Below are 26,202 nucleotides of genomic sequence, written 5' to 3'. Positions count from 1 at the left end.
TAGACCAGTATTATCTGCGCCAACGGTCTTATGATGCGGGTATTGGCCGGTTTACTCGACGGGATACTTATGAGGGACGCATTTTTGAACCCATTACTCTGCATAAGTATTTGTACGCGAATGGGAATCCGGTTAATTATGTCGATCCGAGTGGATTTTACAGTATAGCTGAAGCTCAAGTAGCAGCAGATATTGCCAGCACTTTAGCTGGTATTCAGTGGGAGAGTGGAAGTTACCTCATATCGGCTACTTTACGTGGAGGAGATTATAGCATAAAAGATTTTCTCACAGATATAACACTCAATGGAGTATCTGAATTAGTACCTATTTTAGGCTTATTTTTTAGCCTGTTTGGTAACGGAGGATCTGGTAATGGAACTAACGACTTGACGGGAAATTCTTTTTCCTCTGGAGGAGAACAATATATTTTTCGGGGGGATACTAGAAATCCGGAAGACATATTTAAGAATGGATTTACAGCATGGAATTCAAACCCTAGTACAAATATTAGTAATGAAGCTTTATGGCGTCATGTTAACAAAGATCCAAACGTAAGTCCATTTATATCAGCTACCACAGATCCAAGGGTAGCGAAAGATTTTGCTGGTTCTGGTGGATATGTTTACATAATACGTCGTTCTCCAGACAGTCTTGATGTAAATAAAATTTTTCCAAATAATGATTACTACAACGAGCATGAAATTGCGATACCAAGGCGGATCGAATCATCGGATATTTTGGCTGTAAAAAAAGTCGGCGTAAGTGCTGATGGATACACAGAAAGATTTGTCGGAAGAGTGCAAATTAATTCCAAATTTCGTCGGAGGTTTTAAATTTATATGAACGGTAATGTCAATCTCCAAATTATAAAAAGTTTAGAAGGAGATAACCAATTGTCTGAATGTACCCTTTTTTATCAAAATACACGACCTTGCATAATTGTATTTCAAAATGCTGAATTAGGAAATCATCAATTTGAAGGCAAAGATGTTTTTGATGGCTTTTGTGAACTTAGACTTTTTCTCGAAAAAAAAGGTTGGAATATTTTATGTAATGGAGCACGGGTTGATGCTTATCCATCATCTATGTCACGAGATATGGGCGGAGGAATGAAGCTATATCATTTACAAATAGGTAAACGGCCTCAACGAAGCGATCTACTTAGAATATTTGATAAAGCAGAGCCAAATAAAATTGGAACGATTGAAGAACAACGTCTTTATTATGAAAGGTGGCGTGCAAGTGAAAAAAGCGAGTGATGGATCAAATAAAATTGTATTTATGAGAGGTTTTTATGGATTCTGAAAAAACTAAACCTTCCCAGGAAATCATAAAAGAAGCAAAACGATATCCTAATGCATGGGTTTATCAAATAGACCGCGAATATTATTTTAATAAAAATGTTCCTCCTGAGGCCATTGTAGGTGCTTGGAAAGTTGACCATAATGGAAATATTGTAGGAGATTTTATCCCTAACCCTAACTACCATCCTAAACGAAAAAAATATCAACACGATTGAAACTTCTTTGATTTGTAACGCGCTATTACAATCCCTACTTCAACGCCACCCTCAATGCAACGCACAGATATCGACATAGTGGGGGCGCAGTCACGACCAGCTAGACCCTGGGAAGTTTGGGTATAGAGTTGAGTTGCGATCGCCCTTCCCAAGTGCAACTCATCCCACCGTCACCCATTCACCAACACCGGCTGAATCCACCGCCACTCCCGCTGCTGCCGTCCCTCCCGGGGTAAAGCCGAGAGATAGAGTCGAGGGGAATATTACCATTCCACCCCTCTCTTCCGAAACCGGGAAGAGCGATTTTCACCGCACACGGCTACTCAATGTGCAATCCCTTTGTCAATAACAGCTGGTTGACTGCCGTCAGTAGCAGTCTTTTCATGGTGGCAATGTCGATGTAATAGCTGAAGATTAACCCACTCGTCTTTTCCTCCTTGAGAAAGTGGGATTTTATGGTCAACCTCCATTACATTTCCTGAAAGAAAGTGTAGTCCACACCAAGCGCACTTACCTTGTTGTTATTTTAAAAGTATCGCTTGTCTGTTAGGTAATTCAGGATGTCTGCCTAACCTTCTACTCCAATAAACTAAGTCGCCATCATAGGGGCTTTTATCACCTTTCACCAACAGATGTTTGTTACTACTGGTCGCAAACTCTGTGTGTAAAATTAGCTTTTTTGCCTCATCCCCTCTGGTCACAAATACCCAGTTTCTATTGCCGATTGCTCGCCAATATAGACCCTGAGCTTTTTTGACATTAAGAGTGCGATGTTTGGCCCATCTCCGAAGTTTAAGAAATGCTTAGTGCGTATGTAATCGCGTATTCTAGTAGGGAAGATGCCGTCCTTACCCCTTAAGGCTTCTATGATGTCCTTTTCTAAATTGCTCATGTTTTAAGCTACTTGGTGGATATCATTTTCTAGGATTCCCTTAATAGTAGCGGCATACCATTGAACCCCGCCACGCTTGGTTTTGTAACCGAGTTCGGTGAGCTTAGAACAGATCGCCCTTAACGACTTCCCTGCTGCCTTCATAGCCTTCATGATGCCGATCGCTTCCTGCTCAGAAGGGTCCTCTACCATTTGTCCAGACTCATCAGTGACGTAACCGTAGACAGGGCGGGAGTAAACTTGTTTACAAGATTTCTTATGTTGGATAGCGTCTTTAGTCCGTTGTTTACAGAGATTTCTCTCCAGTTCCGCAAAACCCGCGATCATCGTCAACATCATCCGGCCCATAGGGGAAGACGTATCCAAGCTCATCCCATTGAAGTCCAACAGGTGCAGTGATGCCCCCAGCTTATCCCAATTGTCAACGCTGGTGAGGGCATCGGCGGCACTCCGGAACAGCCGGTCAAGTTTGACCGCCACAATATTTTTAACCTGGCGCGACCGGACCAACTCAACCAACTTGCTACCCCCAGGACGAGTGCTCAGAAACTTCCCCGCACTGACTCCATCATCGACAATGGTCTCGACAACTCTCAAACCCGCTTGTTTACAGTAGGCCGTCAGTTTTTCTACCTGTGCCGGGATAGAGACCCCTTCTTTCGCCTGTTCATCGGTGGATACCCGAATATAGATTACGGTACTGTTATCAAAACCTGTCGTCATGGCCCCTACCTTTCCTCTTTTTGTACATAAGGGTTCCCTTATTTACACCAGTTTACCTTAAATGGAGTAGAACCCACCTGCCCCCCTGACCAGGGGACCCCACCCTGTATTGGCAATCCCCCGATTTTGTAATACGATTGTATTGGCAACACTGGATTGACATGGGAAACGAAAAGCTATGACCCGAAAACCAATTTCACTTCGGATGGATCCGCAGGAGTGGCAATCTTTTGTGGCCCTTTGCCAGGATGAGGGGACCACCGCCACGGAGCAGATTTCCATTTTTATCCGCCAGTGCCTCGCGATGGGTTTGCCTCTTTGCGATGAGGATTTGGATATCCGGGAGTCCAACCGGCTCAACCACCGCATCAATGAGTTAGAGGAAAAAATCGGGTTGGCGCTGGCGGAACTTCGCTTACGGCTGACTGAGTTGGAGGAAGAAAACGAACGTCTACAAAATTAAATCTTCGTCTAGGTATTAGTCTAGGTATTAGTCTAGGTATTAGTCTACACGGGTGGGGGAGTGCTCCTGCAACACCAGCAAAGATAGGCGTTGCAGCCGGAGGAGTGACAATTGCCGGGGGATTCTGTTGGGACGGCTGTCTGATTGAGTGTAGACGGATTGTAGATTTACTGTAGACTAATGGACTCTTCACCCTGTAGACTAATTATAGACTGACAATGTAGACTTATTACAAATTCAGTGTAGACTGATTATAGACTGGCTGTAGACTTTTCAAGGTAGAGGGAAAAACATGAGCCAACGCTCCAAAAAGGCCCAGGCGAAGTCATCAAAATCGGGGCGTTCCCAGGTGAATGTCCGGACCACCCCCGAACTGCTGACCCGGATTGATGAGGCCCGGATTGATACGAGTCGGAGTGAATTTATCGTCCAAGCGATTGAGGCGTACCTGGGAATAGAACCCGCATCCGACCAAACTACAGCCACCATTCAATCCCTTGTAGACGCTGCGGTTGCTCAAGCGATACATTCGGTGACTCGCACCCTGGAGTCACGGTTGAAAGCATTGGAAAGTCGGTTGTCTAGTTCGGATGTAGATGCAAATGTAGACGCGCTGGTAGACGAGGTTAGCGTGGGAGCTGTAGACGAACGAGTAGACTCGGTTAATGCGCCGGTAGACTCGGGGGATGATGCCCCGGAGGATGCGCTTGAGGGGGAGGAATTGGCGACTTCGGGAGAGTTGGGGTTAGAGGAAGCAACCAGAGACGATCGCCACCGTTCCCAGGAATCTGAGGTTGGAGTAGACGAGCCAGTAGACTCGGCAGATGCGCCGTTCGACTTGGTGGATGATGCGGGAGATGATGCGGTTGAGGGCGAGGAATTGGCAACGGCGGGAGACTCTGGGTTAGAGGAAGCAACCGGGGGCGATCACCACGCTTCCCAGGAATCTGAGGTTGGAGTAGACCAAGCGTTCGACTACCGCACCCACGGACTCAGTGGCCGGGAATTGGCCTCAAGGTTGTCGGTAAGCCCTTCTTCTATCACCTCCAACCGTCAGAAAAAAGGCACGAAGGCTTTTGCCAAATGGACAAGCCAACAGGACCCGGATGGCCTCGCCTGGAGTTATCAACAAGGGCGATATTATCTAAGTGAGCCAAAGGGTTCATAAAATAGTAGACAAATCTGTAGACGAGTTACTAGACCACAATTAGGGAAGAAATTAGACGAAATGTAGACGGGTGAATAGACCAACGTTGACCTCGGAGTTAGACGTATCTATAGACGGATTGCTAGACCCCAGCCTAACTCCAAGGTAGCCTAATTAGTAGACGGTAAACAGTTGACTACATCCCTGGCTAAACTTGGATTTCAACTCAAGTGTAGACAACTTGGTAGACATTGGATTTATCTAGCGAGTCGATGTTTTTGATGACCATAAGGCGATCGCCACCATGAGAACTGGAATGCCCGAGAGTACCCGGATCTGACAATGCCTCAATCCGAAATGTCTAGCTGCCGGGAACGAGAGCGCTGCTTATTCTGAGCGCGTTTTTTATCTTGGTTCATGCGGCGCTGCATCAGCGGGATAGACCGTTCCAGAATGTAGTTGGCATCCTCGCGTTTGACAGATACGGGAACCGGATCCGGAGTCTCCCAAGAACCCTTGCCAGTTGGTCGGCCAAGAATCAGAGTGTCCGACCCATCCCCATATTCCAAAACCAGGTACTGACCGCGCTTGTAAGTGCGGAAGCGCTCGCCCTCAACCATCCGCCCACCTCGGTGTTTGAGATAGGTATTGAGGAATGGAGCCACCCTGTTCACCCACTGTTGATATTCCTGCTGATTCAAGACATCAGGTGGGTCCTGGGTGGGTGTTGGCGTTGCTACTGGAGACTTAGAGGGTGGGGGTGTGGGTGTTCTTGATGGAGACTGGCGTGAGGTGTGCTCCAAATAAAGTTTCATCTCAAGCTGCATCGCCGGGAGGGATTCTGACAAAATATCTTGAGCAATGGTCCGTTTAACAGGTAGGCGGCTCCCGGGTTTCCATGAACCGGAGTTGGTCTTGTGGGCAATCATCAGCAGAGCCTCATTCTCCAAATCTTCTAAAAAAAGGTCTTGACCCCACTTATAAGTGCGGAAGCGGTTGCCTTGGAGCATAGAAACATTATGGTGCTGGAGGTAAGCATCCAGGACAGGGGCAACCTCACTCACCCACTGTTGATATTCCTCCCCATTCAAGACATCAGGTTGGGACAGTGGAGCTGAAGGGGTACGCAAATTAAACCGTGCATGGGTGGGTCTCATGTCTTGCTGCATAGCCGGGAGTGACTGCTCCAAAATGTGTTCGGCAGTGGTCCGCTCAACGGGGAAACAGTTGGGAGTCTCCCATGAACCCTCAGAAGTGTTATGGGCAATCATGAGCGGTGTTGAGCCATCCCGATATTCCAAAACGAGGTCCTGACCGCGCTTGTAAGTCCGGAAGCGGTGGCCTTGGACAACCGGAATGCCCCGGTGCTGGAGGTAAGCATCGAGGACGGGCGCAACCTGGCGGGCCCATTGTTGATATTCCTCAGAATCCAAGATGTCGGGTTTGGATTGAGCGGTTGATGCTGAGTGAGGGGATAATTCCAGTTCGGTTGATGTCGGGTTTTGTCGGGGAACTGGGCGATCGCCTGGAGTCGGTCTTGGTGACACCGGGGACAACAGAGGTTCGGGTGATCCGGGGTTTTGAGCGGGAACAGGGCGATTGCGCTTCTTAGAAAAAGAGGCCCGCTCATACCATTGGTCTTTTAAATACAGCTTGAGAACCGGGTTGTCATACTCCGGCTGATAAGAGACTAAGCGTCGCTGCTGTAATCCCCTCACCGTATAGGCGCGACCCAACGAACTTCCCGCAGCAGCAACCGAGCCAAGTTGGTAAGAAATTGCCAGCCCTCCATTGGAAGCAGGCTGAATCCGAACGCCTACCCCATCCACTCGCAGCCGTCTGACCAACTCTGGTAATCTGGGCCGGTCCTGGCAGAATTTATCAATCCGGTCTTGCAGTTCAGTCAAGATAATTGGGTCGGCGGGTTTTGACCTGGCTCCTTCGGCGTACTCTCGGTTTTGGCGTCGGACTCTTCTGATTTGGCCGGTGGAGGGATTGCGGCGATCTGTTTCCCAGACTGAGGGGACCCGGTGTAAATCAAACTCTTCAATCAGCGCTCGGTGGGCGACTTGGGAGCGATACCAGTCATTGAAGCTGCTGACTGTGCAACCGCCATCTATCGTCACCCGGTTCACCACCAGATGAAAATGGTCCCGGTCTTGTCCGTTTTCGGTTTTTGTGTCGGTATGGCGCACCAACAACCACTGACAATTCTCGTGGCCCATGCGCTGACAGAACTTTTGGGCATACCGATAGGCAGTCTCGTCCGCCATTGGCTGATTGGGATGGGGGCTAAAGCTGTAGTGCGCCACGGGGTATTCTGTGCGGCGTCGTTTGGCGGCAACCCGCGTGAATTGAGCAGCCCATTGATGGGAGTGTCCTCCCGAAAGCTGACTTGCCCCAATATATTTGGCCCCAGGCTTGTCTAGGACATAGCTGAGGAGGCCCGTGAAATCATTTCCTTTAGTAACTTTCCCAATCATGATGCGATTGATTGTTGACCCTATTTTTCAGTGTAAAAAGTGGCAGGGCTTGAGCACTCTAACTTGGGAAAGATTTTTAAGGGGTTCTGATAAAGACCTGGAAATTCCTTGAGAACTGTTATCACTACAATTGTTCCGACGCACCTTCAAAAAGCCTCTGCCTAATTGTGGGAACATCGCTAAAAATGGGGTGATGATTTAATCCAGGAATAGTGGGGAATTGAGGCGTAGCATTTCTGGGTGGAATCGTCAAATCAGCCGAAAATTGCTGCTAGAGGGTTGGTCAAGGTGCGTCGGGAATCGATAGCACTCTAAAAAAACTGTGGACACAATGACATACCATTGCTCTACCGGGGGATGGTAAGAAAACCGTGGGGCAATTGTCGGCCAACAGGGGATAACTGGGCTAGGGCGGGATAAACCAGATTTTTCCTAAAAACTCCCTCCCCCCCGAGGAATTTTTTGGGGGGATAGCAACATTTGTAAGCTGGTTTGTATCGACGGCAATTGTAACAAACTGTAATAATTGTGCCTACATTGTCGAAACAATGGGGATGACAACCACAGGGAAAATCATCAAAATCCCTCCCTACCGAGGGAAAATTGATTGGGAATCAGTAATTAAATAATATCAACCTTGAAACAGTGGGGGTAATTAAGGGGGAGCAAGGGAACTGTTTTGGGAGGAATAAAAATCATTCAAAGGGGTTTAGAGAAGGTGTGGCGACGAAGTGGTAGAGAGAGAAGTTAGCTATAGCGCCTTTTCTGGCTGTTCGCTGATTATTTTTGACCCGAGTATTTGGAACGGTGGTCAAGTAGGAAATAGCCGGTGTAATGGTTCTCCAAAACCCTAAAAGTTCCAATGGTCCTCAGATGAACGCGAGTGGGTTGAAGGATGCGATCGCCACCCGGGGATTCCCTCGTTCAGACCAACGGTACACTCGGCCACTATCGATTCCCTCATTCAAACCGGGGGTGCGATGGCTAACCGAAGATTCCCTCATCCAGACCTGGGGTGCGCGAACCATCTGGGCTTCCTTCATTCAGGCTGGCAGTGCCGCACAGCGCAGCTATGCCGCAGGCTATCGCCACCGATGATTCCACCATTCAGCCTCAAGGGTGCGATCGCCAACCTGGGATTCCATCATCCAGACCGGGGGTGCGCTCGGCAACCGGGGGATTCCATCTGTTCTCAGGGATGCTTTGCTACGTTGGTGGGTACAGCAATTATTAAATTATTTGGCTCAATTGTAGCTGCAAACTAGAGACTAAAAAGACCTGTCTTTTCCTTGTAATCTCAGCGTTTTTGGCATAGCATATTGGCTCTAAAATCGTCAAATGGGAGTAAAAAAATTAACTCAGGTGTTTGAGGGATGGTCGGAAACTGAAAAACCCCCTAAAAAATCTGTAGGCACAATGACATACCATTGCTCTGCCCGGGGAGATGAAAAAAAACGAGGGCCAAGTGTGGGCCAACCAGGGGGAACCGGGCCAGCGCGGGATAGGCAAGATTTGGCTGAAAAACTCCCTCTGTGAGAGGGATTTTAAGCGGAAATAGCAACATCTGTAGGCTAATCTGTATCCACGGCAATTGTAATAAACCTTAATATTCGTACCTACGTTGTACCTACACTGTCGGGACAGACAGAACCACAATTTCAGGGAAACTCCTCAAAATCCCTCTCTTGGAGGGAAAAATCATTGGGAATCAGTCATTAGATAATGTCAGCATTGAAACGATGCAGGGGGTTGAGTCAGGAGCAGGGAGTTGTGGAAAAATGACCGGGGAGAATTGACGAGAGCCTTGTGGGAGAATTAGTTGAACTGGGGCAACTTGGAGGGATGGTGGGTGAGGCGGAAAGCCTGGGAAATACTGGGGCAACTTTGAGGGGTGGTGGGTGAGGTCCAAGCCGGGGAGATATCGCGGGGGAATCGCCCTCATCCTCTACGAAGAACCCACCCACTCACCCCCTCAAGGCTTTGATCCGGCAGTCCTCAATCAACTCGCCCGGTTTAGCCATCCCCCTATTGCCGTCATACTTAAACAACTCCTGACTGATTGCCGACTACCGCAATTCCTAGCAACTGACCTCGATTTGGTGACAAGGATTCTTCAGTGTTTGCACCATTCGGAACGATAAGAGGAGATCGGCCATCCCCCCTATAATAGTCATAGACCATTAAGCCAACTAACCATGCTTACCCTAGAAATAGCCATCCAAAAAATTCAACAATTGCCCCCTGACCAATGGCAAAAGGTACTTGAATTCATAGAATTCTTAGAATATCAATCTAGCCACCACCAAAAAGCACCCAAAACAATAGAACCCCCTGAAGTTTCATTCGCCGAAGCAGCTAAGGAATTTATTGGCTGTCTCGATAGTGACTTAGAGGATCTGTCCCACAATCCTCAATATTTAGAAGAATTAGGTCAAAAATGAGTCCAAAAATTATTGTAGACACTGGAGTTTTAATCGCTTTTCTCTTGCCAAAGGATAACTTTCATTCTTGGGCTGTTAACCAATTTTCAAAAATTACCGCCCCCGTCCTCACCAATGAAGCCGTAATCACGGAAGCCTGTTTTCTGGCCTGAAGAATTCATCAAGGACAAGCAACTATTTTAAAATTAATCAAACAAGGACATCTGGTTATACCCTTTACCTTAACCCAAGAAATAGAAGCGATAGAGAGCCTCATGCAACGGTATGTTTCAGTCCCTATGTCGTTAGCCGATGCCTGTTTGGTGAGAATGAGTGAAATGTATGAAGATAGCCAAATTATCACCCTAGATAGTGATTTTAAAATCTATCGAAAACACAGAAACCAAACGATTCCGAGCATTATGCCACCGGATAATTAATCTGCATAGACTGATACCGATTGATTAGCAAATAGCCCCGAAATGACTGATATCGTTTCGGCTTAGACATTTTGCGGGGGCTTCTGTTCCGTTTCTAGGAACTGCATGAGTTGTTCGGCTGCCCCATTAGATGTATGCAATGAATGCATAATTTCGGCGACTTCATTACCGACACTAATTCCTTCTTCTTTCGCCAACTCAGCCGTTAAAAACTGGATAATTTGGAACTTCTCAGCCCGAGATAACTGTTGCAGTTGCGCCAATAATTCAGAATTTGACATAAAACCACCAGGAAATCATTTTTTCATTTTACTACAACGGACTACTGACCATAATGGGCTGGGGACACCAGTGCGGGCGTGGAAAATACAGAGCCACCCGCAACCCTCACCGAAGAAGCCCCGCCACCTCGAACCCCACCGTGCCATCCTATAATAAGGCGGCTTGCACATTTTCCACCCCGACCCTTCCCCACCCCTTCCCTCATCGCCTTTTGCCAAAAACTGACCAGGGAAATAGCACTCGCCTTAAACACCGACGAACCCCGCAATCTGCCAGTTTAAAGGCTTGGACCCTAATCAACCGAATCTGATATCAGCCATTCAAACCGGGGGAGAGGAGATTTGAGAAATCCGGTTGCTCCGGTTGACTTGGGATACAATTAGAATTGACCTTAAAACCTGATTTTGGATAGCGAAGTTGACAGCACTCATAATGAATACCTTAGCTCAAGAACTTCTCAAAAACTTTGATGATTTGCCGGAGACCGAACAACAGGCACTCGCTGTTGAAATACTGAAACGGGTTGTCAATTTTGACGTTCCCCCCTTGACAGATGAGGATTTAGTCCTCAATGCAGAAGAACTATTTTTAGCATTAGACGAGCAAGAAACAGATTATGAGTAGTCCTAACCGGGGAGAAGTCTGGCTTGTTGATTTAGGTTACACTGCCAAGGTGAGGCCCTGTCTTGTAGTGAGTATTCCGGCTTTGATGCAGGATAGAGCATTAATAACATTGATTCCTCACACCACCAGCCCTAGGGGTTCACGTTTTGAAGTAGAGATTAAAACCAGGTTTCTCAAGCCCGGAGTTTTCGATACGCAAAACTTGATTACTATTCCTCATGTGAAGCTCCTGAAAAAATTAGGTGAATTAAACCCAGAGCAGTTGTCAGAAATTGAAAAAGTTTTACGCTTTTGGTTAGGGTTGGAAAGTCCGGATTCTGAGCAATTAACATAGCCTCGGGAGCACTAGGTTTATATAATTAGCCCACTTCACCGATCTCGTATGAGCGCAACCGTTCCAGGGGTTTGGGATTTCTGCGGTTAATCGCATAGATACAGATATCGGTATCCAGTAAAATTTTCATGCCATTGGCTCTCGTTCCATTGTTCGGGATTGATCGCGCTCGATTTGCAGGGACTCTGGGAATTCCTCAATGGCATCAAACATCACCTGCCAGGGGTTTTCCTTGGGCAGCAAGACCACTGCATTGCCCAATCGTTTAATGACGACTTCATCCCCAGAAAAGTGATAACTCTCGGGCAAGTGTACCGCCTGAGTATTGCCACTCATAAACAGCTTTGCCGTTTCCATTGGTAGCTCCGTATATACAGCTCGGACTCTACCCCTGTTTATAGCAAATATTCCCCTGCCTGGTGCGGCTATAGGGTATCCCAGGTGGGCGAGCGTATGGCTATGGGTCGCTGCATTGATGAGGGCCACCGCAACAAGGGGATAGCTCAACCTAGCCACCCAGTCTGATAAAACCTGTCAACAAGTTTTAAACTAGACTCAGATAGAGTTAGCGAGTTGAGCCATGAAACCGAAAGGAGGGCGGGGCAAGATAGCGCCCTACCAAACCAAGTTGATGAGGGTGCCGGTGCCAGTGGAATCTCAGGTGATGCAACTGTGCGATCGCTACCGCGAGTTTATCGAGTTTGGGGGGAATCCCGCTTCCCCGCCACCGATGCTGGAGTCTCCTAACCGATCGCAACAGGAAACGCCGCCACCGATGCTGGAATCCAAAAGCCGATCGCAACTGATAGAGGAAGTCGCACCCCTGGCGTTCGAGGCGATCGGCACGACTGGGGAAGATTGGTCGGCTAAGTTGAGCGAGTTCCTGGAGGAATTAGCCTCGGCGATCGCAACCATCAAGCAGCAGACCGAACCCAAACCCGAGCCTGAACCCGAACCCCAGCCTGAACCCGAGCCAGAACCGCAACCCGAGCCAGAACCGCAACCCGAGCCAGTCCCCGAGCCAGAGCCAGCCAAACCGCGCTCCAAACATGAGAAAATCTGGGATGAGTTGAACGAACGGCAGCGGGTTTATCTCAAGCAGATTTTCGAGATTGACCAGAACCGGGAGGAGTCCGAGCGTGGTGCTTGGAATCGTGGAGATCGGCCTCGTCCTGCTGATGAGTGGCGGTGGATTGAGTATTTGGAGTTGTTTGGGAATTCATCCCAACTCAGGCAGAAACTCAAAACAGCCAAAGTTGTTGACCCGGGGACCGGCAGCACATTCAAAGCACTCGCCACCCGCAAGCTCATTGAAATTGACTACTGTTATCAGGTGTCAGACTGGTTCAAATGCAAACTGACTCGGTTGGGCAGGGCCGTGGTTCGTGCTGGATTGGGTATCCAGTCTCCAAAAAAACTGCCACCTCGGACGCTCAGGGATTATCAGTGGAAGGCACTCGTAGCAGCATGGCAAGCTGGGGATGAAGGATTGAGGGCAGAAGGGGAACGCTCGGGAGACTATGGCAGCCACAGTTGGCAGCATTGTTGGCTGCGGTTGCGGGCTTGGGATGACAAAATGCGTTACGGCAGGAGTGGGCTAGTTCGGGAGTTCCACAAAGACTGGAAATCCTGTCTAGGAATCACCGAAGAAGGCCGCAAATTCTACCGAGAAAACTGGCAAAAATATCGTGAACTTTATCCCGAGGTGGAAGCGCCTAAGCCTGATTGAATCGGATGCCAACAAAGATGCCCTTGCCTCAAACCTGTAGCGGTCCAACCATTAGCGGCTTCCATCAGCGCATCACCTTACTCCTCCGATTGTTGTTCTGCTTCTTGTTCTGCTTTAACCGGGCGTGGTTTTGGCTTCGGTTGGGGAGGTTTTGCCTGCTTGGACTTTGCCTTAGAGGGGATGGCCTTAGCCTTAGAGGGGTTAGCGTTTGACTTAGAGGGGGTGGCGTTCTTTTTTTTCTCCTTTTGGACGGTAGCTTTATCGTCGTTAGATGCCTTGAAAAACTTGGGTGCTTTCTCTAAGGGTGGCGCGAGTAATGCCACAAACTCAAACCCGTCTTTTGCCGGGATAAACTTCGCTTTGAGTTGTAGAAACAGCGGACGACCTTGCTCCTCTTTTTCGAGTTTAGGATTGAACCGGAATGGCTTAAAGGGCGCGTCTTTCCATATCAACGGCACATGGGTCGCTTTCATGAAATTGACCTTTTTCTTAGCCGCAACTGCTTCATCTAATTTTTTCAAATTCTGGTGGATGGCTTCGTCAAAATTGCGGAATACCGAGATGACCGGAACCCGACAAACTGGGATGAACTGCCACAACCCAGACAGCTTAAACTCAAAATCTTCTAGCTCCGTGGAGATGGCGGAGGATGCCGGGTCTTTCTCAAAACCAACCAACTGAAAAGCAAGCTGATGGGGTTGGTCCTGCTTCGGGAAGTGCATCACCTTCGGATAAACAATGAGCCGTTGCGTGGTACTTCCCGACTGTTTTATCTCTAGTTTTAAGGCAACCATTGCCGACATCAACCGGGGCTTAAACAAGAGTCGATATTCCTTACCGCCCACCGTAATTTTTGCCATAATACTCCCCTCCTCAAAGCTAACTTCACCGGGGAGGATGCCGACGGCTTGAAAAAATGCGCCCTTATGTTCGGGTTCCTGTTCAGTTGTTTCAGCCGTTTCTAATTCGCTTGACGCTTCAGTTGTTTCGGCAGTTTTTAATTCGGCTGACGCTTCAGGTAGTTCGGCAGTTTTTAATTCGCTTGACGCTTCAGTTGTTTCAGCAATTCCTAATTCGGCTGGCGCTTCAGGTGTTTTGGCAATTTCTAATTCGGTTGACGGTTGAGTTGTTTCAGTCGTTTTTAAATCGGCTGGCGCTTCAGTTGTTTCGGCAGTTTTAAAATTGGCTGGCGTGGGTTCTAGTTGGGCTTTATCGCTCATTGTTAATGCTGGTTTTTCTTTGCTAGTATGATAACGAAAATTGCCCGGTTTAGTTCAGAATCACCAAAGTTTTTCGGGTTGGGTTCTGTATGGCTATTACGGTTATCAGGTAACCAGTCGCCTCCGTTGGGAAGCAACCAAAAAAACCTCAACGGCTACTCAACCACAACGAGCTTTCAAAACTCCAGCTTCTGCACTGCCGCCCGTTTGGTCTCTTCCCCTCGCCGGTCGTACCTTGTAGTCGTCGAAGGCGAGGAATGACCCGCAAGTTGCTGCACCGTGAAGGGATCGACATCGGCAGCAAGGAGGTCGGTGCAGAACGTGCGTCTAAAATCATGGGGGGAACAGCGCTCGATTTGAGCTAAATCCGCCAACTTCCGCACCACTTTGTACACCGTATCCGGAGTCAGCGCCTTAAGTTGGACTCGCCCAAAGCGGTTGACCGGACAAAGCAACGGCCCGGGTTCACGCCCTCTAACTTGCAACCAACTCTCCACAACCGGGACCAACTTATCAGCCAAGTAAACTATCCTATCCTTGTCCCGCTTCCCCGCAATCACTTCGATAATCCCAGTATCAGGATGGTAATCTTTCAATTGCAGGTTAACCAGTTCCTCTCGCCTGATGCCCGTACCGCGCAGGATAACAATCAAGGCGGCATCGCGCAAATTCAGAGGAGTGTCAGACTTTTGGCACTCCTGGAGCATCGCGGCGAGTTCATCCGAGGCAATCGCCCGACCTTTCAAGTTTTTTTGAGGAACATCAATCCGTGGCAAATCCGCAGCACGGGCATAGTCTTCGTGCGAGATTAAACCCAGCCGCCACGCTTCTTGGAGAGTTCGCCGCAGAGCACAGAGCATCTTGGCGGCAGTAGCGGGAGCCAACCGAGCCAACAAAGCCGACCTCACCGCAGCGGTATGGTGGTAGCGCAACTTTGACCAGTCTAGGGTGAGCGCATCGCATGAGCCATTGGTGAGCAGTGCGGCAATGTAGTTGAGTGCTTGCCGCATGGTGACTTGTGAAGTTTTGCCTAGACTGGCTAAATAAACCGCCGCCGGTTGTTGCGTGAGCGGGACTGGCTCCAGCAAACGCAACGGCTCGGATTCAAAAATAAACGGTTGCAGGTCGTCCATGATTTCCCCCCAACTGATTCCTAAATTGTAAGCAATGGGGTTCTCCCATTCGTCAGGTGGCGGATAAAACTTAACAAGACTCTGTGGAACTGTGGTTCTCAATTATCATTGGCTAACCATATCGTTTTGAGGGAGTTTACACTCAATCCCTTGTCTACTGGGGACAAGAGGCCCTTTAATAGGTGCGGTCTTCCTGGAAACCTGAGCGCCAACTCCATTGAGGCCCCTCAGAGCGGCTGTGCTGTCAGTAGCACTGAAACAACACTGACTGAATGCCCCGGACGAGCGGTATGATGGAATGTCAAGGCACGACTACAGCACATTCGAGGCATGGCAGCATCAACGAAACGGATTGTGGGTTATTTGCCGGTGGAGTACCACAACCGGCTCCGGCAGTACATGGAGGAGGAAAACTTGGGCGAGAGTGCGGCCCTGGTGCAGATTCTGCGCGAGTTTTTTGATGGCAGACAGCAGAATCCTGAGATAGAGTCACTGCGAGGGCAACTGACTCAGTTACAGCAGCGGGTGGCGGTGGTGGAAGCTGTGCTGAGTTCCGGGGGCAGAGGTGGTAGAGGACGGAGCCAAACGCCAATGATGAGCGAACCCATCAAGCCAAAGGCATTGACCACGGCAGAACTGGCGGAACGGTTGAAGGTGAAGCCCGCAGAAGTTGACGAAGCGGTAAGCCAGGGCATCGATGAGTTTAAAAAATGGAGCCGCAGTCGGGATCCGGCTTTGATCCGTTGGGAAAAACGCGGCGAGTTGTTTCACCAAGTGGAGCGCTGAGGAGGTTGGGTTGCCCCAAGCAGCAACGGCATAGCTACGCGAGTGCTGGTGTTTAAGTAGCGGTCTGGATTTCAAGGTCGGGTTAGAATCTTACATTTTTTATGTATTTCCATGTCTATTCCGTGCCAAGCCATTTACAGTCATAAAAAATAGATTTTTCATGATAGTAAACTGACCGTCGAATCGAACGAACCCAACTTAGCAGATTTTCTTCGGTCTAATCCAGACTCCTCAGTGGCAGGGGCTGATGCCTAACTCCAAGCGAGACGGACACTCTCCGGGGTGACATTAGCGGCTATAATCGGGTTTGCAGCAACGGTTTTATCCCGTTAACCCTGGAGAAAATGTAGGAGGGCATTCTCCCTTGAACACAACTGCATAAAGTAATGGTCAAAAAAGAAGAAGACACATCAGATCCACGGAATTATGACCAACTGTATCGCTTGGATTTGGAGCAACTTAGATTGTTTGCGGCTCAAAACAAGGTTAAGGGCTATCAAACTATGAGTAAATCGCAGATAGTTGAAGCAATCAAGGAATTGAGCCGCATCAACGACGAACAACACAGAAAATCAAAGCGCTCGCGCCGTAAATAATTCTCATGATTTATTAGCGAAAAGCGGCTGATAATCATCACCCCCCGACAAAATTGTTAAAATTCAGCTTTGCGGGTGCATCTTCAAACCTGCTTTAAGGAGAATTTTTGACAATGTGGCTCAAGTTGGGTGTGGTGAGATTTGTATTTAATGGAGGTCAAGGTGTTGAGTGCCGTTGAATGGGAAATCTTAGGAAGCAACTGGGCGCAGAGTTGAGAATGGATCTGAGGATAAAATAGGGAAAACCGCGTGGCCCCCAACAAGTCAAGATGTCACGATATCCCGAAGACTGGCGCACCATTGCCTTAACTGTCAAAGAACAAGCCGGGTGGCGCTGTGCCAAATGTGATCTCCAATGTCTCCGCCCCGGTGACGATATAACGGGCTTGACCAAATCCGAACGGACCAAAATCACTCTGACGGTTCATCACCATAACCGGATGCCCGAGGACAACCGCCCCGAAAATCTGATTGCGCTGAAGCCCCAGTTGTCACCTGGGTTACCACACCCGCCAACAGTCGAATATTCCGCCCGGTCAGCTATCGTTTGAGTTTTAGTGGATTCTGGGTTATTCGAGTGGTTGGTCAATACTCGGAGGCGACACTTATCTGATTGGTTCTACCGGCGATCGCCTGTTGGAGGGGGAAGCGCTGCGGTAGGGGAATTTTGCTGACGCCAACTGGAAAGAAGAACCAGAACCGATGCACCCGCTCCGGCGGCGTGGCTGATGGAGGTCATGATTTTATCACTCAGGGAGTCGGTACGGTGTTCAATGAGGGACAAGAATTCTGGCTCTATTTGCCAGAATCCAGACCTAGCAAGGGTTTGATGGATACATCTAAACGGTTAAACGTATTAGACCTTTAACCGTTTAACCTATAAAGTGTTTAGTAAACTGGCCTGATAACGGTTAAACCTATTAAGGTATTAGACCTTTAGCCGTTTAACCTCTAAGACCTTTTAATGGATTAAGGTAATAACGGTTAAACCTAGTAAGGTATTAGACCTTAATCGGTTCCTATGTTAAAAGTTGCGGTTTTCAACTTCAAAGGTGGGACGGCCAAAAGCACCACAACACTCAACCTCGGTGCTTGCCTTGCCACCAAAAAGCGCTCCCTGTTGCTCATTGATTTGGACGGACAGCGAACCCTTTCCTTTGGTCTCGGACTCGATGGCGAAAAACCCACGGCGCTTGATTGGCTCCAGGGGAAAGCGGTGACGCCCCGGGAAACTTCTATCACTAACCTCTCCCTCATCCCCGGTGACCTGGGACTGTTCCAACTGGATGCCAAGTCGGATTTATTCGGTCCGGCTTTGGCTAAAGTGAATCAATTCGATGTTTGTTTGATGGACTGTGCCCCAGGTCTGACGGTTACCTCGGTTCAGGCGATTTTGAGTTGCGATCGCATCCTGGTCCCGGTCATCAGCGAACCTGCTGCACTCAAAGGACTCTCCGAAGCGGTTGAACTGGTTCGAGATGAGCGGCCCGATTTGCCGATAGACGTGGTGCGCTGCCGATATCGGAAAAGGCTGACCCTCACGGTTGAGTCAGATTTGCTCCTGTTTGAGGCGGCTCCCGAGTTGGATTTTCAACTGCTCAATACCTGCATCCCGGATAATATCTCGGTTGCTGAATCGATCGCCCATCAAAAACCCGTCACCAGCTATGCGTCGGGTTCAGTGGGGGCGAAGGCTTATAAGGCAATGGCTAAAGAATGCGTGGAGGCTTGGAATGTCTAATAAAAAAATGGGGGGAAAGTTGTCAAAGCTCTCTCAGTTCTCGGGCATCCGACAAGACTCTCAACCGGCAGAATCCGAACCCGTCGAAGTCGTCGAAGCCGTGGAACCTGAAGCCGAACCGACTAAAGCTCTCTCAGCCCCCAATGCACAATCTTCTTCTAAGGATAAAGCCAAACGGAAAACGGACAGCGATAAGGAGACACAGGTTACCGTGAACATCAAAATCTTGCGGCGGCAGAAAGACTGGCTCTCTGATACCGCCCAGACTATCCGGGACAACAACGAGGGCCCGGTGGCCCCGGCTGACCGCGTTTATCCTCAGCACTTGATTCAAGTGGCGATAGATTTGCTCAAATCGAACGATGTCGATTGGTCCAAAATCCGCAATGTGGAAGAGTTGAGAGGTCATCTAAAGCTATAAACGTATAAAGGTATTAGACCTTTAGAGGTTTAAACTATGACCTCGGACAAACTGTCGGACCCGACATTTATTTGAGAAACACGGTCCCGTGACGCGAGCGCCCACTCGACTGCCGGATCCGGCACTTATGCAAATTGCCTGAACCCAACCCACCACCCCCGAACCTCATTGTGGATGCTCTCCACCCTCTGATAGCCAATCTGGTTTTATAAATAGAAAAAAACCCTCCCCTTGGAGGTTTTTTTTCTCTACTAATTGCTAGTTGCTGGCTTACAACTCTGAAGATGAGGATAACTTTTAAGCATCCCCAGTTTGACAGTTTAGCTATGCGTATTACTTATTTTTCTTCCTTAGTGAAACCTAAGCGTTCTGCAAGAGGAGAGTTCCTCCAAAATTCTTCTCGTTGCTGACGAGTCATTATTTCTTTCCTACCTACCTTGACTTGTTCAGGTTTTAACAGGGGTTGGTTTTCCCAATTCTTTTTCAATTCTTTGACAGAAATTTCGGGCGTTTGATGGTGAAAAACTAAAGACCTATCCATCTTCTCCTGGTGCTATAGAAACGGGTTTTTCGTAATGCATTTGAATAATATCCCTGTAATAGTCAAAAGCCGCTTCCACCGACTCCAGTACCACAATAGGACTTTCATCATCTGCTTGTTGGAAAAATTCGAGAGCTTTATTGACTGCATACCAAACCAGCCATTTTCCAACTGGAGCCACCAATTTGGGATTGGGCTGCCTATTCGCTGGCGTAGTTTCTAGGTTGAAAATTTCTATAAAATTACTAGGAGATGGAAAAATTTCAAAGCGCATTAATCCCCATATTTGTCCTGATGCAGTTAATTTAATTATTCCTCCCTGCTCAAAATCAGTGTTTTCCCATATCGTAGGCCAGTGACAAGACCAACCCCTACTTGGCATATCATTATGCAAAGCCGGTTCTAACCGAGCTATATCCCAAGAATCATTGCTTTGAAGATATACGGGTACTTCAAAACATTCACAGTTAATCATCTTTTGGGAAGCTAGATTTGGAAACGGCCCCAATAGACTTTGAATGCCATCCAAAATGACGCGCTAAAATCTCAGGAATTATTTGATTGGGTTTCATCCCACTTCGTTCCGCTTCTTTACGGACTAAATAATCAAGACTTGCGGGTAGACGCATAGCGATCACCTCGCCTCTCCTTTCCGGGTAAGGACTCCTAAATTTCCCCCCCTCTGTTCTGGGTTGTTGTTTTATGGGCATACCTCACTCTCGTGCCACTATGTTAATTAATTTCATGTTAACAGCTTAACACCTAGTTAACAGCTTAACACCGGGTTACGCGGCATTGCAAACAATAGTACCCACTCCCATAGCGGCTATAAGAGGCGATCGCCTTGGACGATAACTGTCGGTCCCGACACTTATCCGGCGAACCCAAACTTTCAGGCGATCGCCTCAAAGAGCGCTTGTTCTCCACCAACTCTCCAGCCACAGGATAACCTCGGTTCCCACCGGCGCGATTCCGGCCAACAACAAGCACCGCCAATCCGCTAGGAGTAGAGACTATCCTCCGAGGTTCTATCCCCAGGCAGATTCCCCGACCAAAGGATTTGGGTAGATTAGGAACATAAGAAAAACAAACGCCAGTTAACACAGACCTAATAGGTCTTTTTAGTAAATTCCTATAACAGACAATCCCGCACTTACTCGCTAGGCGCGGGATTGTTGCGTTGGGGGGTCGCCCCGGGATGCCCGGGTGCTGACCCAGTTGGTGGGACTGGCTCAGAAACTGCTATCCCCGAGGAACCCACCCAGAGGCAGCAGAAACTAGAGATGAACCGGGACCAATTTATCCAGAGGATGAATCGGACGAGGTTGATTCCTGAGAAATGATCCAGCATCACTGCTGCTACCGACAGAAGCGCTCTATGGGAAGGAGTCTTTTTTGATTTGCGACCCCGACCCAATTTAGGACAAAATTAGGATGGGGCGCAATCAAATTCCTAGTGCGCTGCTGACAAAAAACGGAGCAATTTCGGATGCACTCTGACTAAGCCCATTTCCTCTGGCTGAAGGGCAGAGTCAGAGTGCCATAAAAAAACCCCTCACTGAGGGGGTTTCAATTACTTAACTTTCTCCAGCAGTGCCCGGTCCCGGTTTCGCCAGCCCCTCAAAAACACCCTTTGGTCCGGCGCTTCCCTGACCCGAAAATCTCGAAATTCTAACCGCCACTGAGCGATCGCCTGCGCTGCTGCTTTCTCATCCCTGGGGAGTGCCGGATACCGATGACCGTCGCGCCGTCGCCCCTGGGCTGAAAACATCTGCCACCCCCCAACCCCAAAGTTCACCGCCGTGTCAAAACAGACGAGTTGCATCTGAGCCGTTTGCCACTCGCCACACCTGGCGGGATTCCAGTATTCCGCCTCATAAATCCTACGGACAGTCGATTCAGGCATCTGGCAGGGGTCAGAGTAGCCGTGCCGTTGAGCCACCGACCGGATGATGCCCTTGTAGGTGCGCCCTCCCCTATCTGCGGGATGGTCTGAACATCCCCCCTCCTTTCCCAGGGTCCACTCGTAGGCTGCATCGAAACCTGGTGATAGAGTTGAGGACCCGAACAGTTGACCCTTTCTGAGAAACTTAATGTAGGCCATTATCAAGGGTAGGGTATAATTCCGGTCCGTGATTCGCTCTCCCCTGACCGGGATACCGTCACTGCCCTTGGTCCATCGGTGGATTTGGTTGTGGATATGGTCACCGCTACTTCTGCCAGTGGTTCCCTGGGTTCCGATCTCCTCACCTTTGGCTACCCGGTCACCCGGCTTGAGAGTCTGGGAACCCTCAATCAAATGACCAAATAGCCAGTAATCAGCACCATCGCAAGCGACTCCCACAATCTGACCTGCGCCTGACCCGGTTGCTAAGGAGCCATTAACTCCCTGAAAATAGACCCCACCAATGGTTCCATTGCACGGGCTGGGAATCGGAACGGATGTTGACCCGTCCCGTTCGAGCACATAATCCCAGGACCCCGAAGGAGAATCATCGTAAAAATGAGGGCCAATATGCACCGTGATTGGCTCGAAACTGTGGCTATTTTGTCCAGTTTTGGAAGCATCCGGCGAGACATTCGGGAGAATCGCCAGCGCCAGAACTGCTAATGTAGCCAGTCCGACGATACCATCTGCGATCGCACCGCCAACACCCTCTCTAATTCCCTTGGAGATGCCACCGGCGAGGGCTGATTCTAGGTTGCCATTGCTCGTCATCAGATCTCCCCTCCCTCGCGCTTCAGGCATTCCGGGGGAAGGCTGGCCCCAACTTCATTCAAGGTGAAAATCAGCACCTCGCTATATGAATATGGGCAACCCTCCGGTTGAGGCGAGGTTGGAGAAGAACCCGAAGTAATCGGCGAGGGGGGTTTGAGTTTTGCCAGGTCAATTTCCCATCGGGAAAACAGCCCAAAGTATTGGGCAATCGCGGCTAATCCAATCAATGCTAAAATATGGGTGATTTTCATTTCCTTTCTCTCTTATTCACGAACAAATAACCCCCAAAGAATCAATCAATGGGGGTCGTTTTTATTAGCTATCTACAGAAAACTTGTCCGGTGCGGGTATCAATCCATTGCTGGTCCGGTGGGCAGTTTTCATTGGGCTGAATCACCTGGTTATGGGGTGACAAATTCCGCTGTTGCTGTTGCGGTTGCTGGGGGTTGGGGCGCAGGAAGGGAATATACCGGCGCGGGTCGGTCAGCCAGAATTCCTCACCGGGTAAGCGGATCTGCGGGTTGGGTTCGTCAAACCGTCGCCCGAGGTTTTCGGTGTCGTAGTTCTCAAAACCCTTGCCAATCATGTTGGCAGTCCCCGCACTGAAGAACTGCACCACACTATCAGGGGAGGCATTGCGAGAGGGATTGATTCGCTGGGTAAACATCCCGCGCCCAATCGGGGCAATGAGCGGACTCCAAAGAACCCAAATTGCACCCGCGCCAATGATGGCCGTGCCTACATTTTTAATCATGATTTTTGCTCCGGTTTAAATCTATTAACTAACTCGTTCCAGACGGGGCTAACAAAGCGCTTGTAACGCTCGTCTCTACTCATGTTGGTGATGTTGAATAGCGAGATAACTTCCCCTTTGAGCGGGGATTTAATCTCGCCATTGGCGTAACTTCTAGCGAGTTCTTCTACCCGCTTTCGGGTCTCCCCTGTCCAAGTCTCACGCCACCAAACCTCATCCGGGTCAGTGGCGCAAACCCTTACCCGGTGAGCTTTGATGTCAATTTCAGGGATGATTCTGATTTCAGGTAAACTCGCGCCAAACTGCACCACACAAGCCCGCTTTTTCTGCTTGAGTAAAGGCTCGATTTCTGCCCGTAAATCTTGGGCAGTGCCGGGGATGCGGTTGATAATGTCGGGGTCAAGGGCGGATGTCCCGAGGATTAACTTGTTAACTTGTTGCTGTTGTGCCTTGGTCAGGGCAACAGAACCGACAGCGAGCATCTGGGAGATGAGGAGGAGCTTGACCCGGTATCCGCGCCCCATTGTCAGGATGTCGGCTATCTTCTCTTTAATCTCCTCATCCACCTCATGCTGTTTGGCAGTGTTCATCAAGGCTGGGAGTTCATCAATCACACAGAGTAGAGGCGTGAAGTTGAGGGTTTGCTTGCCTCCATCTGAGGCGACCTTAATCGCTTGCTGGCGGCGCTTTTCCAACTCATCCCAGACCGCATTAATCCCCGCATGGATGCGGTCAAACTGGGCTTCCACTATTTGATTCAGGGGTAAACCCATCCAGGTGTTCACTCGCCCTGAGTCATCGGGTTTGCCGTAGTTGATATCGAAGATGCGAAGCTGGCCCGTGCCTTCACTAAAGCGGATGAACCCGACGATAATCTCGTTGACCACGGTGGTTTTCCCTGAACCAGGCAACCCCACTACAAAATTGCACTGCCAACTTTGACCGCCCAATCCTTTTTTGAATCCAGCCCACTCCACGAACCATTTGCGATCGCCGCTAAACTTTTCAGCCGCGCTTTTCAACTGCGGGGGGATGACCCGCAAGACCACCTCTTTCCCCTTCTTAGCTGGGGGTGAGGTCAGCGCAATTTTGGCAGTAGCTTGGAGACCTCCGGCAAGCAAATAGTTGGAGTGGGAAGTCAAAGCCAGGATGGTGCTGATGGCATCGTCCCGGAGGGTGGAGGGGTCAAAAAATTCCTTGCGGCTGAGGATGAGGCTTCCTCCCGCGAGGCAGGCGATGGAAGTCCCCAGGAAAAAGCCCCAGTTGTCGTTCGGGGTGCGTTCGGTGAGTACGTCGATCGCCCCCTGGGTTTGCCTCACTGCCGAAGTGGTTTGTGGGGTCAGCGATGCAATCCAGGCGGCGATGGACCCACTGAATAAAGTGACCGCTAGGAGCAACCCAAGCTGGCGGGTCGTCAGGGGTTCGGGTTTAGTTCGGCTCATCAGGTGGGCCTCCTGTGGGCGATCTGCTTGGGAGGGCAATCCCGCTTTGTTGGCGGATGCGCTCAATCTCCTGGAGTTGTTTTTGGCGTTCCATCTCCTCGGTGATGGCCTGTTGCCGCGCCTCCATCCGCAGGCGCATATAGTCTTCGCGGCTGAGTTGATTGGCTGATTCGAGGGTGAGTTGCTCCATCAACGAAGCCAGGTAAGCGAGGTTGATGGGTTCGGGGGTATTTCCTCCCGCGCTTGCCCGAATCGCATCGTTCACCGCATCAATCTCGCTGGATAGGCGCTCAAAAGTAGCCCGGTTGCTGTCGGTTACTTCCCCCATCGTCGGGGCTAGAACCTCATTCAGTTCGTTAGTGAGGGTCTGGAGTTATTGAGCCAAAAAAGATTGGACTAAACTCTTTTCACCAATCCGGGTAAGGGCTGCCAACACCACCGCACGGGCATCGGAATTGTAGACCCTGGGAATATCAATAATTGAAGCCTCTCCCGAGTATTCAAATTGGCCTAACTCTCTCAAGTTTTGGGATTGCCGAGCCATCTCCCGCACCAACTTAATATCCAGGGGAGTGTAATCTCCCTCTTTATGGTTGGGTACAAATAGTGCCAGCAGGTTATCGCGCCTTGCCCGGTCGATTGCCGTCTGCTGCATGGAGGTTTCTATCAGAGTTTTTGCCAGCAATTCATTCCGCCTCATTTCTGCGGGGTCAAGGGTGGGTAAGGGGATGCAGCCTAGGGATTCTTTCCCCTCGGGGCAGATAGGTTTTTGGGCAGTTTGTTGGCCGGTCTGGGGGGTGATATGCGGGAGAGAAATCTGGCTGAGTTGGGGCTGGTTTTGGGCGATGGCTGAAACGGCTAACCCCACACCTATCGTTCCGATAATCAGCCATAATCGAGCGTGGTTGACTGAGGGTTTTACGGTGGCTGCGGGGTCTGTCTCCAGGGGAGGAGGATTGAGCAAATCTGGCAAATTAGATGTTTCATTGGGGGAGTCTTGTCGGTCTGGCAAGTCTTCCTCTATTTCCAGATAACTCCCACCGAATGGCGTCATCATGGGCTTAATCTCCTATTTTTCAGGGGGTGGGGTTGGTTAAATCTGTTGGTTACATCTGAAACCAAACCCACGGAATCTCAATGGTTACAGCGGTTAGTTCGCCGGTTGTTACGCCTTTTCTCGCTCGTCCAAGATGGCGATGGCATCCAGGATGGTGAATTGCTGCGCCGGTGAAAGTCGCCCGCCGCGTAGAAGGCTCTGGAGGGAGTCGGAAGCTGGGGGACACCGCCGCCGCTGAAACACTATATTTGCAATAGCTGCTCCTATGCCACAGAGGATGGCAATGGTCATCATTCTCGCGGAATCGATGTGGGGTTCCAGTGCGCCCAGTACCAGCATCATGGTGACCATTGAACCACCAGTGCAGGTGATAAAGGTGGTAATTTTGTAGTTCATAAGTCAATGACTCCGAGTATTTCTAAGTCGTCATTGTTTGGGGAAGTATTCCCACCTTTTGTATGGGGGGCATGAGGGATAAATCCTTCAGCTTTCAATCCCAGATAAATCAGCCGATTCATCGCCGCTCCAAGGGAGTCGTCCCCTTTAGCACTGGCGAAGGATTCAACCAATGGGATAAGCTCAGTCCGGAGGGTTAATTTTTTGCCCATTACGCCACACTCCGAAGGTTACGGATTCGCTTGTCTGCCAGCTTGGCTAAACCTAGGGCGTCGGTTCAGTAAAAAGGCTTGACAAGACCGAGCAAATGTGTATTTACCTGCTCGACTCCACTACAGTG

Annotated in this window: 35 protein-coding genes and 1 pseudogene; 19 read left to right on the top strand and 17 right to left on the bottom strand. The window is 49.4% G+C overall.

Going from position 1 to position 26,202, the window contains the following annotated elements:
• The 3 genes from NG792_RS27415 to NG792_RS27405 form a co-directional block, all read left to right on the top strand.
• Nucleotides 1–833: scabin-related ADP-ribosyltransferase (locus NG792_RS27415; protein ID WP_317619529.1), on the top strand; the 833-nt coding region annotated here is incomplete at its 5' end.
• 6 nt (nucleotides 834–839) lie between these two features.
• Nucleotides 840–1,259 carry a hypothetical protein gene (locus tag NG792_RS27410; protein ID WP_261237584.1) on the top strand — a complete coding sequence of 140 codons (420 nt, stop codon included), beginning with the start codon at nucleotides 840–842 and terminating at the stop codon, nucleotides 1,257–1,259.
• 35 nt (nucleotides 1,260–1,294) lie between these two features.
• Nucleotides 1,295–1,519 (top strand): hypothetical protein, encoded by a 225-nt coding sequence (locus NG792_RS27405; protein WP_261237583.1) that lies wholly within the window; start codon nucleotides 1,295–1,297, stop codon nucleotides 1,517–1,519.
• A 323-nt stretch (nucleotides 1,520–1,842) separates the two neighbouring features.
• Here the strand turns inward: NG792_RS27405 and NG792_RS27400 are convergent.
• Nucleotides 1,843–2,016 (bottom strand): annotated as a pseudogene (locus tag NG792_RS27400) (HNH endonuclease); the annotation flags it as partial.
• A gap of 398 nt (nucleotides 2,017–2,414) precedes the next feature.
• Nucleotides 2,415–3,134 carry a recombinase family protein gene (locus NG792_RS27395; RefSeq protein WP_261237582.1) on the bottom strand — a complete coding sequence of 240 codons (720 nt, stop codon included), beginning with the start codon at nucleotides 3,132–3,134 and terminating at the stop codon, nucleotides 2,415–2,417.
• Nucleotides 3,135–3,312: 178 nt separating this feature from the next.
• On the opposite strand from NG792_RS27395, the gene NG792_RS27390 reads away from it, so the two are divergent.
• Together NG792_RS27390 and NG792_RS27385 are read left to right on the top strand one after the other, a co-directional pair.
• Nucleotides 3,313–3,597: a hypothetical protein gene (locus NG792_RS27390; protein WP_261237581.1), complete on the top strand. Its 285-nt coding sequence runs from the start codon at nucleotides 3,313–3,315 to the stop codon at nucleotides 3,595–3,597.
• Nucleotides 3,598–3,889: 292 nt separating this feature from the next.
• Nucleotides 3,890–4,765, top strand: a complete 876-nt coding sequence (locus tag NG792_RS27385) for a ribbon-helix-helix domain-containing protein (protein ID WP_261237580.1) — start codon at nucleotides 3,890–3,892, stop codon at nucleotides 4,763–4,765.
• Between the two features lie 326 nt (nucleotides 4,766–5,091).
• Here the strand turns inward: NG792_RS27385 and NG792_RS27380 are convergent, their stop codons facing one another.
• Complete coding sequence (locus NG792_RS27380; RefSeq protein ID WP_261237579.1) at nucleotides 5,092–7,227, bottom strand: relaxase/mobilization nuclease domain-containing protein; 2,136 nt, start codon at nucleotides 7,225–7,227, stop codon at nucleotides 5,092–5,094.
• Between the two features lie 873 nt (nucleotides 7,228–8,100).
• Here NG792_RS27380 and NG792_RS27375 point away from each other — a divergent pair.
• The 5 genes from NG792_RS27375 (at nucleotide 8,101) to NG792_RS27355 (ending at nucleotide 10,087) form a co-directional block, all read left to right on the top strand.
• Nucleotides 8,101–8,325, top strand: a complete 225-nt coding sequence (locus tag NG792_RS27375; protein WP_261237578.1) for a hypothetical protein — start codon at nucleotides 8,101–8,103, stop codon at nucleotides 8,323–8,325.
• Nucleotides 8,322–8,492, top strand: coding sequence for a hypothetical protein (locus tag NG792_RS27370; protein ID WP_261237577.1), 171 nt, complete (start codon nucleotides 8,322–8,324; stop codon nucleotides 8,490–8,492). The genes NG792_RS27375 and NG792_RS27370 overlap by 4 nt, the downstream gene beginning before the upstream one ends.
• A 633-nt stretch (nucleotides 8,493–9,125) precedes the next feature.
• On the top strand, nucleotides 9,126–9,368 hold the full coding sequence (locus tag NG792_RS27365; protein WP_261237575.1) for an NACHT C-terminal alpha/beta 1 domain-containing protein: 243 nt from the start codon (nucleotides 9,126–9,128) through the stop codon (nucleotides 9,366–9,368).
• Between the two features lie 54 nt (nucleotides 9,369–9,422).
• Nucleotides 9,423–9,668, top strand: coding sequence for a DUF2281 domain-containing protein (locus tag NG792_RS27360; protein ID WP_261237573.1), 246 nt, complete (start codon nucleotides 9,423–9,425; stop codon nucleotides 9,666–9,668).
• 254 nt (nucleotides 9,669–9,922) lie between these two features.
• Nucleotides 9,923–10,087, top strand: coding sequence for a PIN domain-containing protein (locus NG792_RS27355; RefSeq protein ID WP_261237572.1), 165 nt, complete (start codon nucleotides 9,923–9,925; stop codon nucleotides 10,085–10,087).
• Nucleotides 10,088–10,149: 62 nt separating this feature from the next.
• On the opposite strand, the gene NG792_RS27350 is transcribed toward NG792_RS27355, so the two are convergent.
• Nucleotides 10,150–10,368 carry a hypothetical protein gene (locus NG792_RS27350; RefSeq protein ID WP_261237570.1) on the bottom strand — a complete coding sequence of 73 codons (219 nt, stop codon included), beginning with the start codon at nucleotides 10,366–10,368 and terminating at the stop codon, nucleotides 10,150–10,152.
• Between the two features lie 433 nt (nucleotides 10,369–10,801).
• Between NG792_RS27350 and NG792_RS27345 the strand changes: the two genes are divergently transcribed.
• Together NG792_RS27345 and NG792_RS27340 are read left to right on the top strand one after the other, a co-directional pair.
• Entirely contained in the window at nucleotides 10,802–10,993 is a 192-nt protein-coding gene (locus tag NG792_RS27345) for a hypothetical protein (protein WP_261210318.1), read from the top strand.
• Nucleotides 10,986–11,327: a type II toxin-antitoxin system PemK/MazF family toxin gene (locus tag NG792_RS27340; protein WP_261210319.1), complete on the top strand. Its 342-nt coding sequence runs from the start codon at nucleotides 10,986–10,988 to the stop codon at nucleotides 11,325–11,327. The genes NG792_RS27345 and NG792_RS27340 overlap by 8 nt, the downstream gene beginning before the upstream one ends.
• A 126-nt stretch (nucleotides 11,328–11,453) precedes the next feature.
• Here NG792_RS27340 and NG792_RS27335 read toward each other — a convergent pair whose 3' ends face one another.
• Complete coding sequence (locus tag NG792_RS27335) at nucleotides 11,454–11,684, bottom strand: antitoxin (protein ID WP_261237568.1); 231 nt, start codon at nucleotides 11,682–11,684, stop codon at nucleotides 11,454–11,456.
• Between the two features lie 223 nt (nucleotides 11,685–11,907).
• On the opposite strand from NG792_RS27335, the gene NG792_RS27330 reads away from it, so the two are divergent.
• Nucleotides 11,908–13,056 carry a hypothetical protein gene (locus tag NG792_RS27330; RefSeq protein ID WP_261237567.1) on the top strand — a complete coding sequence of 383 codons (1,149 nt, stop codon included), beginning with the start codon at nucleotides 11,908–11,910 and terminating at the stop codon, nucleotides 13,054–13,056.
• A gap of 77 nt (nucleotides 13,057–13,133) precedes the next feature.
• Here NG792_RS27330 and NG792_RS27325 read toward each other — a convergent pair whose 3' ends face one another.
• Nucleotides 13,134–14,276: a hypothetical protein gene (locus tag NG792_RS27325; RefSeq protein WP_261237566.1), complete on the bottom strand. Its 1,143-nt coding sequence runs from the start codon at nucleotides 14,274–14,276 to the stop codon at nucleotides 13,134–13,136.
• Nucleotides 14,277–14,452: 176 nt separating this feature from the next.
• Nucleotides 14,453–15,409, bottom strand: coding sequence for a tyrosine-type recombinase/integrase (locus tag NG792_RS27320; protein ID WP_261237565.1), 957 nt, complete (start codon nucleotides 15,407–15,409; stop codon nucleotides 14,453–14,455).
• A gap of 330 nt (nucleotides 15,410–15,739) precedes the next feature.
• Here NG792_RS27320 and NG792_RS27315 point away from each other — a divergent pair, with 330 nt between their 5' ends.
• The 5 genes from NG792_RS27315 (at nucleotide 15,740) to NG792_RS27295 (ending at nucleotide 18,953) form a co-directional block, all read left to right on the top strand.
• A complete protein-coding gene (locus NG792_RS27315) occupies nucleotides 15,740–16,195 on the top strand; it encodes a hypothetical protein (RefSeq protein ID WP_261237564.1) in 456 nt (151 codons plus the stop codon).
• Nucleotides 16,196–16,581: 386 nt separating this feature from the next.
• Nucleotides 16,582–16,791, top strand: coding sequence for a Rho termination factor N-terminal domain-containing protein (locus NG792_RS27310; RefSeq protein WP_261237563.1), 210 nt, complete (start codon nucleotides 16,582–16,584; stop codon nucleotides 16,789–16,791).
• Nucleotides 16,792–17,060: 269 nt separating this feature from the next.
• On the top strand, nucleotides 17,061–17,342 hold the full coding sequence (locus NG792_RS27305; RefSeq protein WP_261237562.1) for an HNH endonuclease: 282 nt from the start codon (nucleotides 17,061–17,063) through the stop codon (nucleotides 17,340–17,342).
• A 470-nt stretch (nucleotides 17,343–17,812) separates the two neighbouring features.
• The gene (locus tag NG792_RS27300) at nucleotides 17,813–18,532 is read left to right on the top strand and encodes a ParA family protein (protein ID WP_261237560.1); all 720 of its coding nucleotides are present in this window, start codon (nucleotides 17,813–17,815) and stop codon (nucleotides 18,530–18,532) included.
• Complete coding sequence (locus NG792_RS27295; protein WP_261237559.1) at nucleotides 18,525–18,953, top strand: hypothetical protein; 429 nt, start codon at nucleotides 18,525–18,527, stop codon at nucleotides 18,951–18,953. Before NG792_RS27300 ends, NG792_RS27295 begins: the two co-directional genes overlap by 8 nt.
• A gap of 337 nt (nucleotides 18,954–19,290) precedes the next feature.
• Here NG792_RS27295 and NG792_RS27290 read toward each other — a convergent pair whose 3' ends face one another.
• The 9 genes from NG792_RS27290 to NG792_RS27250 form a co-directional block, all read right to left on the bottom strand.
• Entirely contained in the window at nucleotides 19,291–19,494 is a 204-nt protein-coding gene (locus tag NG792_RS27290) for a hypothetical protein (RefSeq protein ID WP_261237558.1), read from the bottom strand.
• The gene (locus tag NG792_RS27285) at nucleotides 19,487–20,023 is read right to left on the bottom strand and encodes a hypothetical protein (protein ID WP_261237557.1); all 537 of its coding nucleotides are present in this window, start codon (nucleotides 20,021–20,023) and stop codon (nucleotides 19,487–19,489) included. The genes NG792_RS27290 and NG792_RS27285 overlap by 8 nt, the downstream gene beginning before the upstream one ends.
• Nucleotides 20,024–20,268: 245 nt before the next feature.
• On the bottom strand, nucleotides 20,269–20,484 hold the full coding sequence (locus NG792_RS27280; protein WP_261237556.1) for a hypothetical protein: 216 nt from the start codon (nucleotides 20,482–20,484) through the stop codon (nucleotides 20,269–20,271).
• Nucleotides 20,485–21,067: 583 nt separating this feature from the next.
• Nucleotides 21,068–22,213: a glycosyl hydrolase 108 family protein gene (locus tag NG792_RS27275; protein WP_261237555.1), complete on the bottom strand. Its 1,146-nt coding sequence runs from the start codon at nucleotides 22,211–22,213 to the stop codon at nucleotides 21,068–21,070.
• Entirely contained in the window at nucleotides 22,213–22,464 is a 252-nt protein-coding gene (locus NG792_RS27270; protein WP_261237553.1) for a hypothetical protein, read from the bottom strand. The genes NG792_RS27275 and NG792_RS27270 overlap by 1 nt, the downstream gene beginning before the upstream one ends.
• A 68-nt stretch (nucleotides 22,465–22,532) precedes the next feature.
• Complete coding sequence (locus tag NG792_RS27265) at nucleotides 22,533–22,967, bottom strand: hypothetical protein (RefSeq protein ID WP_261237552.1); 435 nt, start codon at nucleotides 22,965–22,967, stop codon at nucleotides 22,533–22,535.
• Complete coding sequence (locus NG792_RS27260) at nucleotides 22,964–24,409, bottom strand: hypothetical protein (protein WP_261237551.1); 1,446 nt, start codon at nucleotides 24,407–24,409, stop codon at nucleotides 22,964–22,966. Before NG792_RS27260 ends, NG792_RS27265 begins: the two co-directional genes overlap by 4 nt.
• Nucleotides 24,396–24,737 (bottom strand): hypothetical protein, encoded by a 342-nt coding sequence (locus tag NG792_RS27255; RefSeq protein ID WP_261237550.1) that lies wholly within the window; start codon nucleotides 24,735–24,737, stop codon nucleotides 24,396–24,398. Before NG792_RS27255 ends, NG792_RS27260 begins: the two co-directional genes overlap by 14 nt.
• A 45-nt stretch (nucleotides 24,738–24,782) precedes the next feature.
• On the bottom strand, nucleotides 24,783–25,466 hold the full coding sequence (locus NG792_RS27250) for a hypothetical protein (RefSeq protein ID WP_261237548.1): 684 nt from the start codon (nucleotides 25,464–25,466) through the stop codon (nucleotides 24,783–24,785).
• A gap of 45 nt (nucleotides 25,467–25,511) precedes the next feature.
• Between NG792_RS27250 and NG792_RS27245 the strand changes: the two genes are divergently transcribed.
• Nucleotides 25,512–25,640, top strand: coding sequence for a hypothetical protein (locus NG792_RS27245; RefSeq protein ID WP_261237546.1), 129 nt, complete (start codon nucleotides 25,512–25,514; stop codon nucleotides 25,638–25,640).
• A gap of 218 nt (nucleotides 25,641–25,858) precedes the next feature.
• On the opposite strand, the gene NG792_RS27240 is transcribed toward NG792_RS27245, so the two are convergent.
• A complete protein-coding gene (locus NG792_RS27240) occupies nucleotides 25,859–26,074 on the bottom strand; it encodes a hypothetical protein (RefSeq protein ID WP_261237545.1) in 216 nt (71 codons plus the stop codon).
• Nucleotides 26,075–26,202 lie beyond the last annotated feature (128 nt).

The organism is Laspinema olomoucense D3b (assembly GCF_025370785.1).
In the GTDB taxonomy this organism is placed as follows: Bacteria; Cyanobacteriota; Cyanobacteriia; order Cyanobacteriales; family Laspinemataceae; genus Laspinema; species Laspinema olomoucense.
The sequence above is the reverse complement of the archived record's forward strand: the minus strand, read 5'-3'. Positions and strand labels throughout refer to the sequence as shown.

Bases quoted from the DNA above. Each gene is read 5' to 3' on its own strand.
- NG792_RS27270 (WP_261237553.1), bottom strand. From the start codon at position 22,464: ATGAAAATCACCCATATTTTAGCATTGATTGGATTAGCCGCGATTGCC.
- NG792_RS27385 (WP_261237580.1), top strand. From the start codon at position 3,890: ATGAGCCAACGCTCCAAAAAGGCCCAGGCGAAGTCATCAAAATCGGGG.
- NG792_RS27370 (WP_261237577.1), top strand. From the start codon at position 8,322: ATGATTCCACCATTCAGCCTCAAGGGTGCGATCGCCAACCTGGGATTC.
- NG792_RS27405 (WP_261237583.1), top strand. From the start codon at position 1,295: ATGGATTCTGAAAAAACTAAACCTTCCCAGGAAATCATAAAAGAAGCA.
- NG792_RS27325 (WP_261237566.1), bottom strand. From the start codon at position 14,276: ATGAGCGATAAAGCCCAACTAGAACCCACGCCAGCCAATTTTAAAACT.
- NG792_RS27320 (WP_261237565.1), bottom strand. From the start codon at position 15,409: ATGGACGACCTGCAACCGTTTATTTTTGAATCCGAGCCGTTGCGTTTG.
- NG792_RS27295 (WP_261237559.1), top strand. From the start codon at position 18,525: ATGTCTAATAAAAAAATGGGGGGAAAGTTGTCAAAGCTCTCTCAGTTC.
- NG792_RS27375 (WP_261237578.1), top strand. From the start codon at position 8,101: ATGAACGCGAGTGGGTTGAAGGATGCGATCGCCACCCGGGGATTCCCT.
- NG792_RS27275 (WP_261237555.1), bottom strand. From the start codon at position 22,213: ATGACGAGCAATGGCAACCTAGAATCAGCCCTCGCCGGTGGCATCTCC.
- NG792_RS27255 (WP_261237550.1), bottom strand. From the start codon at position 24,737: ATGGGGGAAGTAACCGACAGCAACCGGGCTACTTTTGAGCGCCTATCC.
- NG792_RS27310 (WP_261237563.1), top strand. From the start codon at position 16,582: ATGGTCAAAAAAGAAGAAGACACATCAGATCCACGGAATTATGACCAA.
- NG792_RS27390 (WP_261237581.1), top strand. From the start codon at position 3,313: ATGACCCGAAAACCAATTTCACTTCGGATGGATCCGCAGGAGTGGCAA.
- NG792_RS27240 (WP_261237545.1), bottom strand. From the start codon at position 26,074: ATGGGCAAAAAATTAACCCTCCGGACTGAGCTTATCCCATTGGTTGAA.
- NG792_RS27380 (WP_261237579.1), bottom strand. From the start codon at position 7,227: ATGATTGGGAAAGTTACTAAAGGAAATGATTTCACGGGCCTCCTCAGC.
- NG792_RS27355 (WP_261237572.1), top strand. From the start codon at position 9,923: ATGCAACGGTATGTTTCAGTCCCTATGTCGTTAGCCGATGCCTGTTTG.
- NG792_RS27250 (WP_261237548.1), bottom strand. From the start codon at position 25,466: ATGATGACGCCATTCGGTGGGAGTTATCTGGAAATAGAGGAAGACTTG.
- NG792_RS27340 (WP_261210319.1), top strand. From the start codon at position 10,986: ATGAGTAGTCCTAACCGGGGAGAAGTCTGGCTTGTTGATTTAGGTTAC.
- NG792_RS27345 (WP_261210318.1), top strand. From the start codon at position 10,802: ATGAATACCTTAGCTCAAGAACTTCTCAAAAACTTTGATGATTTGCCG.
- NG792_RS27410 (WP_261237584.1), top strand. From the start codon at position 840: ATGAACGGTAATGTCAATCTCCAAATTATAAAAAGTTTAGAAGGAGAT.
- NG792_RS27395 (WP_261237582.1), bottom strand. From the start codon at position 3,134: ATGACGACAGGTTTTGATAACAGTACCGTAATCTATATTCGGGTATCC.
- NG792_RS27315 (WP_261237564.1), top strand. From the start codon at position 15,740: ATGGCAGCATCAACGAAACGGATTGTGGGTTATTTGCCGGTGGAGTAC.
- NG792_RS27290 (WP_261237558.1), bottom strand. From the start codon at position 19,494: ATGGATAGGTCTTTAGTTTTTCACCATCAAACGCCCGAAATTTCTGTC.
- NG792_RS27335 (WP_261237568.1), bottom strand. From the start codon at position 11,684: ATGGAAACGGCAAAGCTGTTTATGAGTGGCAATACTCAGGCGGTACAC.
- NG792_RS27330 (WP_261237567.1), top strand. From the start codon at position 11,908: ATGAAACCGAAAGGAGGGCGGGGCAAGATAGCGCCCTACCAAACCAAG.
- NG792_RS27265 (WP_261237552.1), bottom strand. From the start codon at position 22,967: ATGATTAAAAATGTAGGCACGGCCATCATTGGCGCGGGTGCAATTTGG.
- NG792_RS27360 (WP_261237573.1), top strand. From the start codon at position 9,423: ATGCTTACCCTAGAAATAGCCATCCAAAAAATTCAACAATTGCCCCCT.
- NG792_RS27260 (WP_261237551.1), bottom strand. From the start codon at position 24,409: ATGAGCCGAACTAAACCCGAACCCCTGACGACCCGCCAGCTTGGGTTG.
- NG792_RS27300 (WP_261237560.1), top strand. From the start codon at position 17,813: ATGTTAAAAGTTGCGGTTTTCAACTTCAAAGGTGGGACGGCCAAAAGC.
- NG792_RS27305 (WP_261237562.1), top strand. From the start codon at position 17,061: ATGTCACGATATCCCGAAGACTGGCGCACCATTGCCTTAACTGTCAAA.
- NG792_RS27350 (WP_261237570.1), bottom strand. From the start codon at position 10,368: ATGTCAAATTCTGAATTATTGGCGCAACTGCAACAGTTATCTCGGGCT.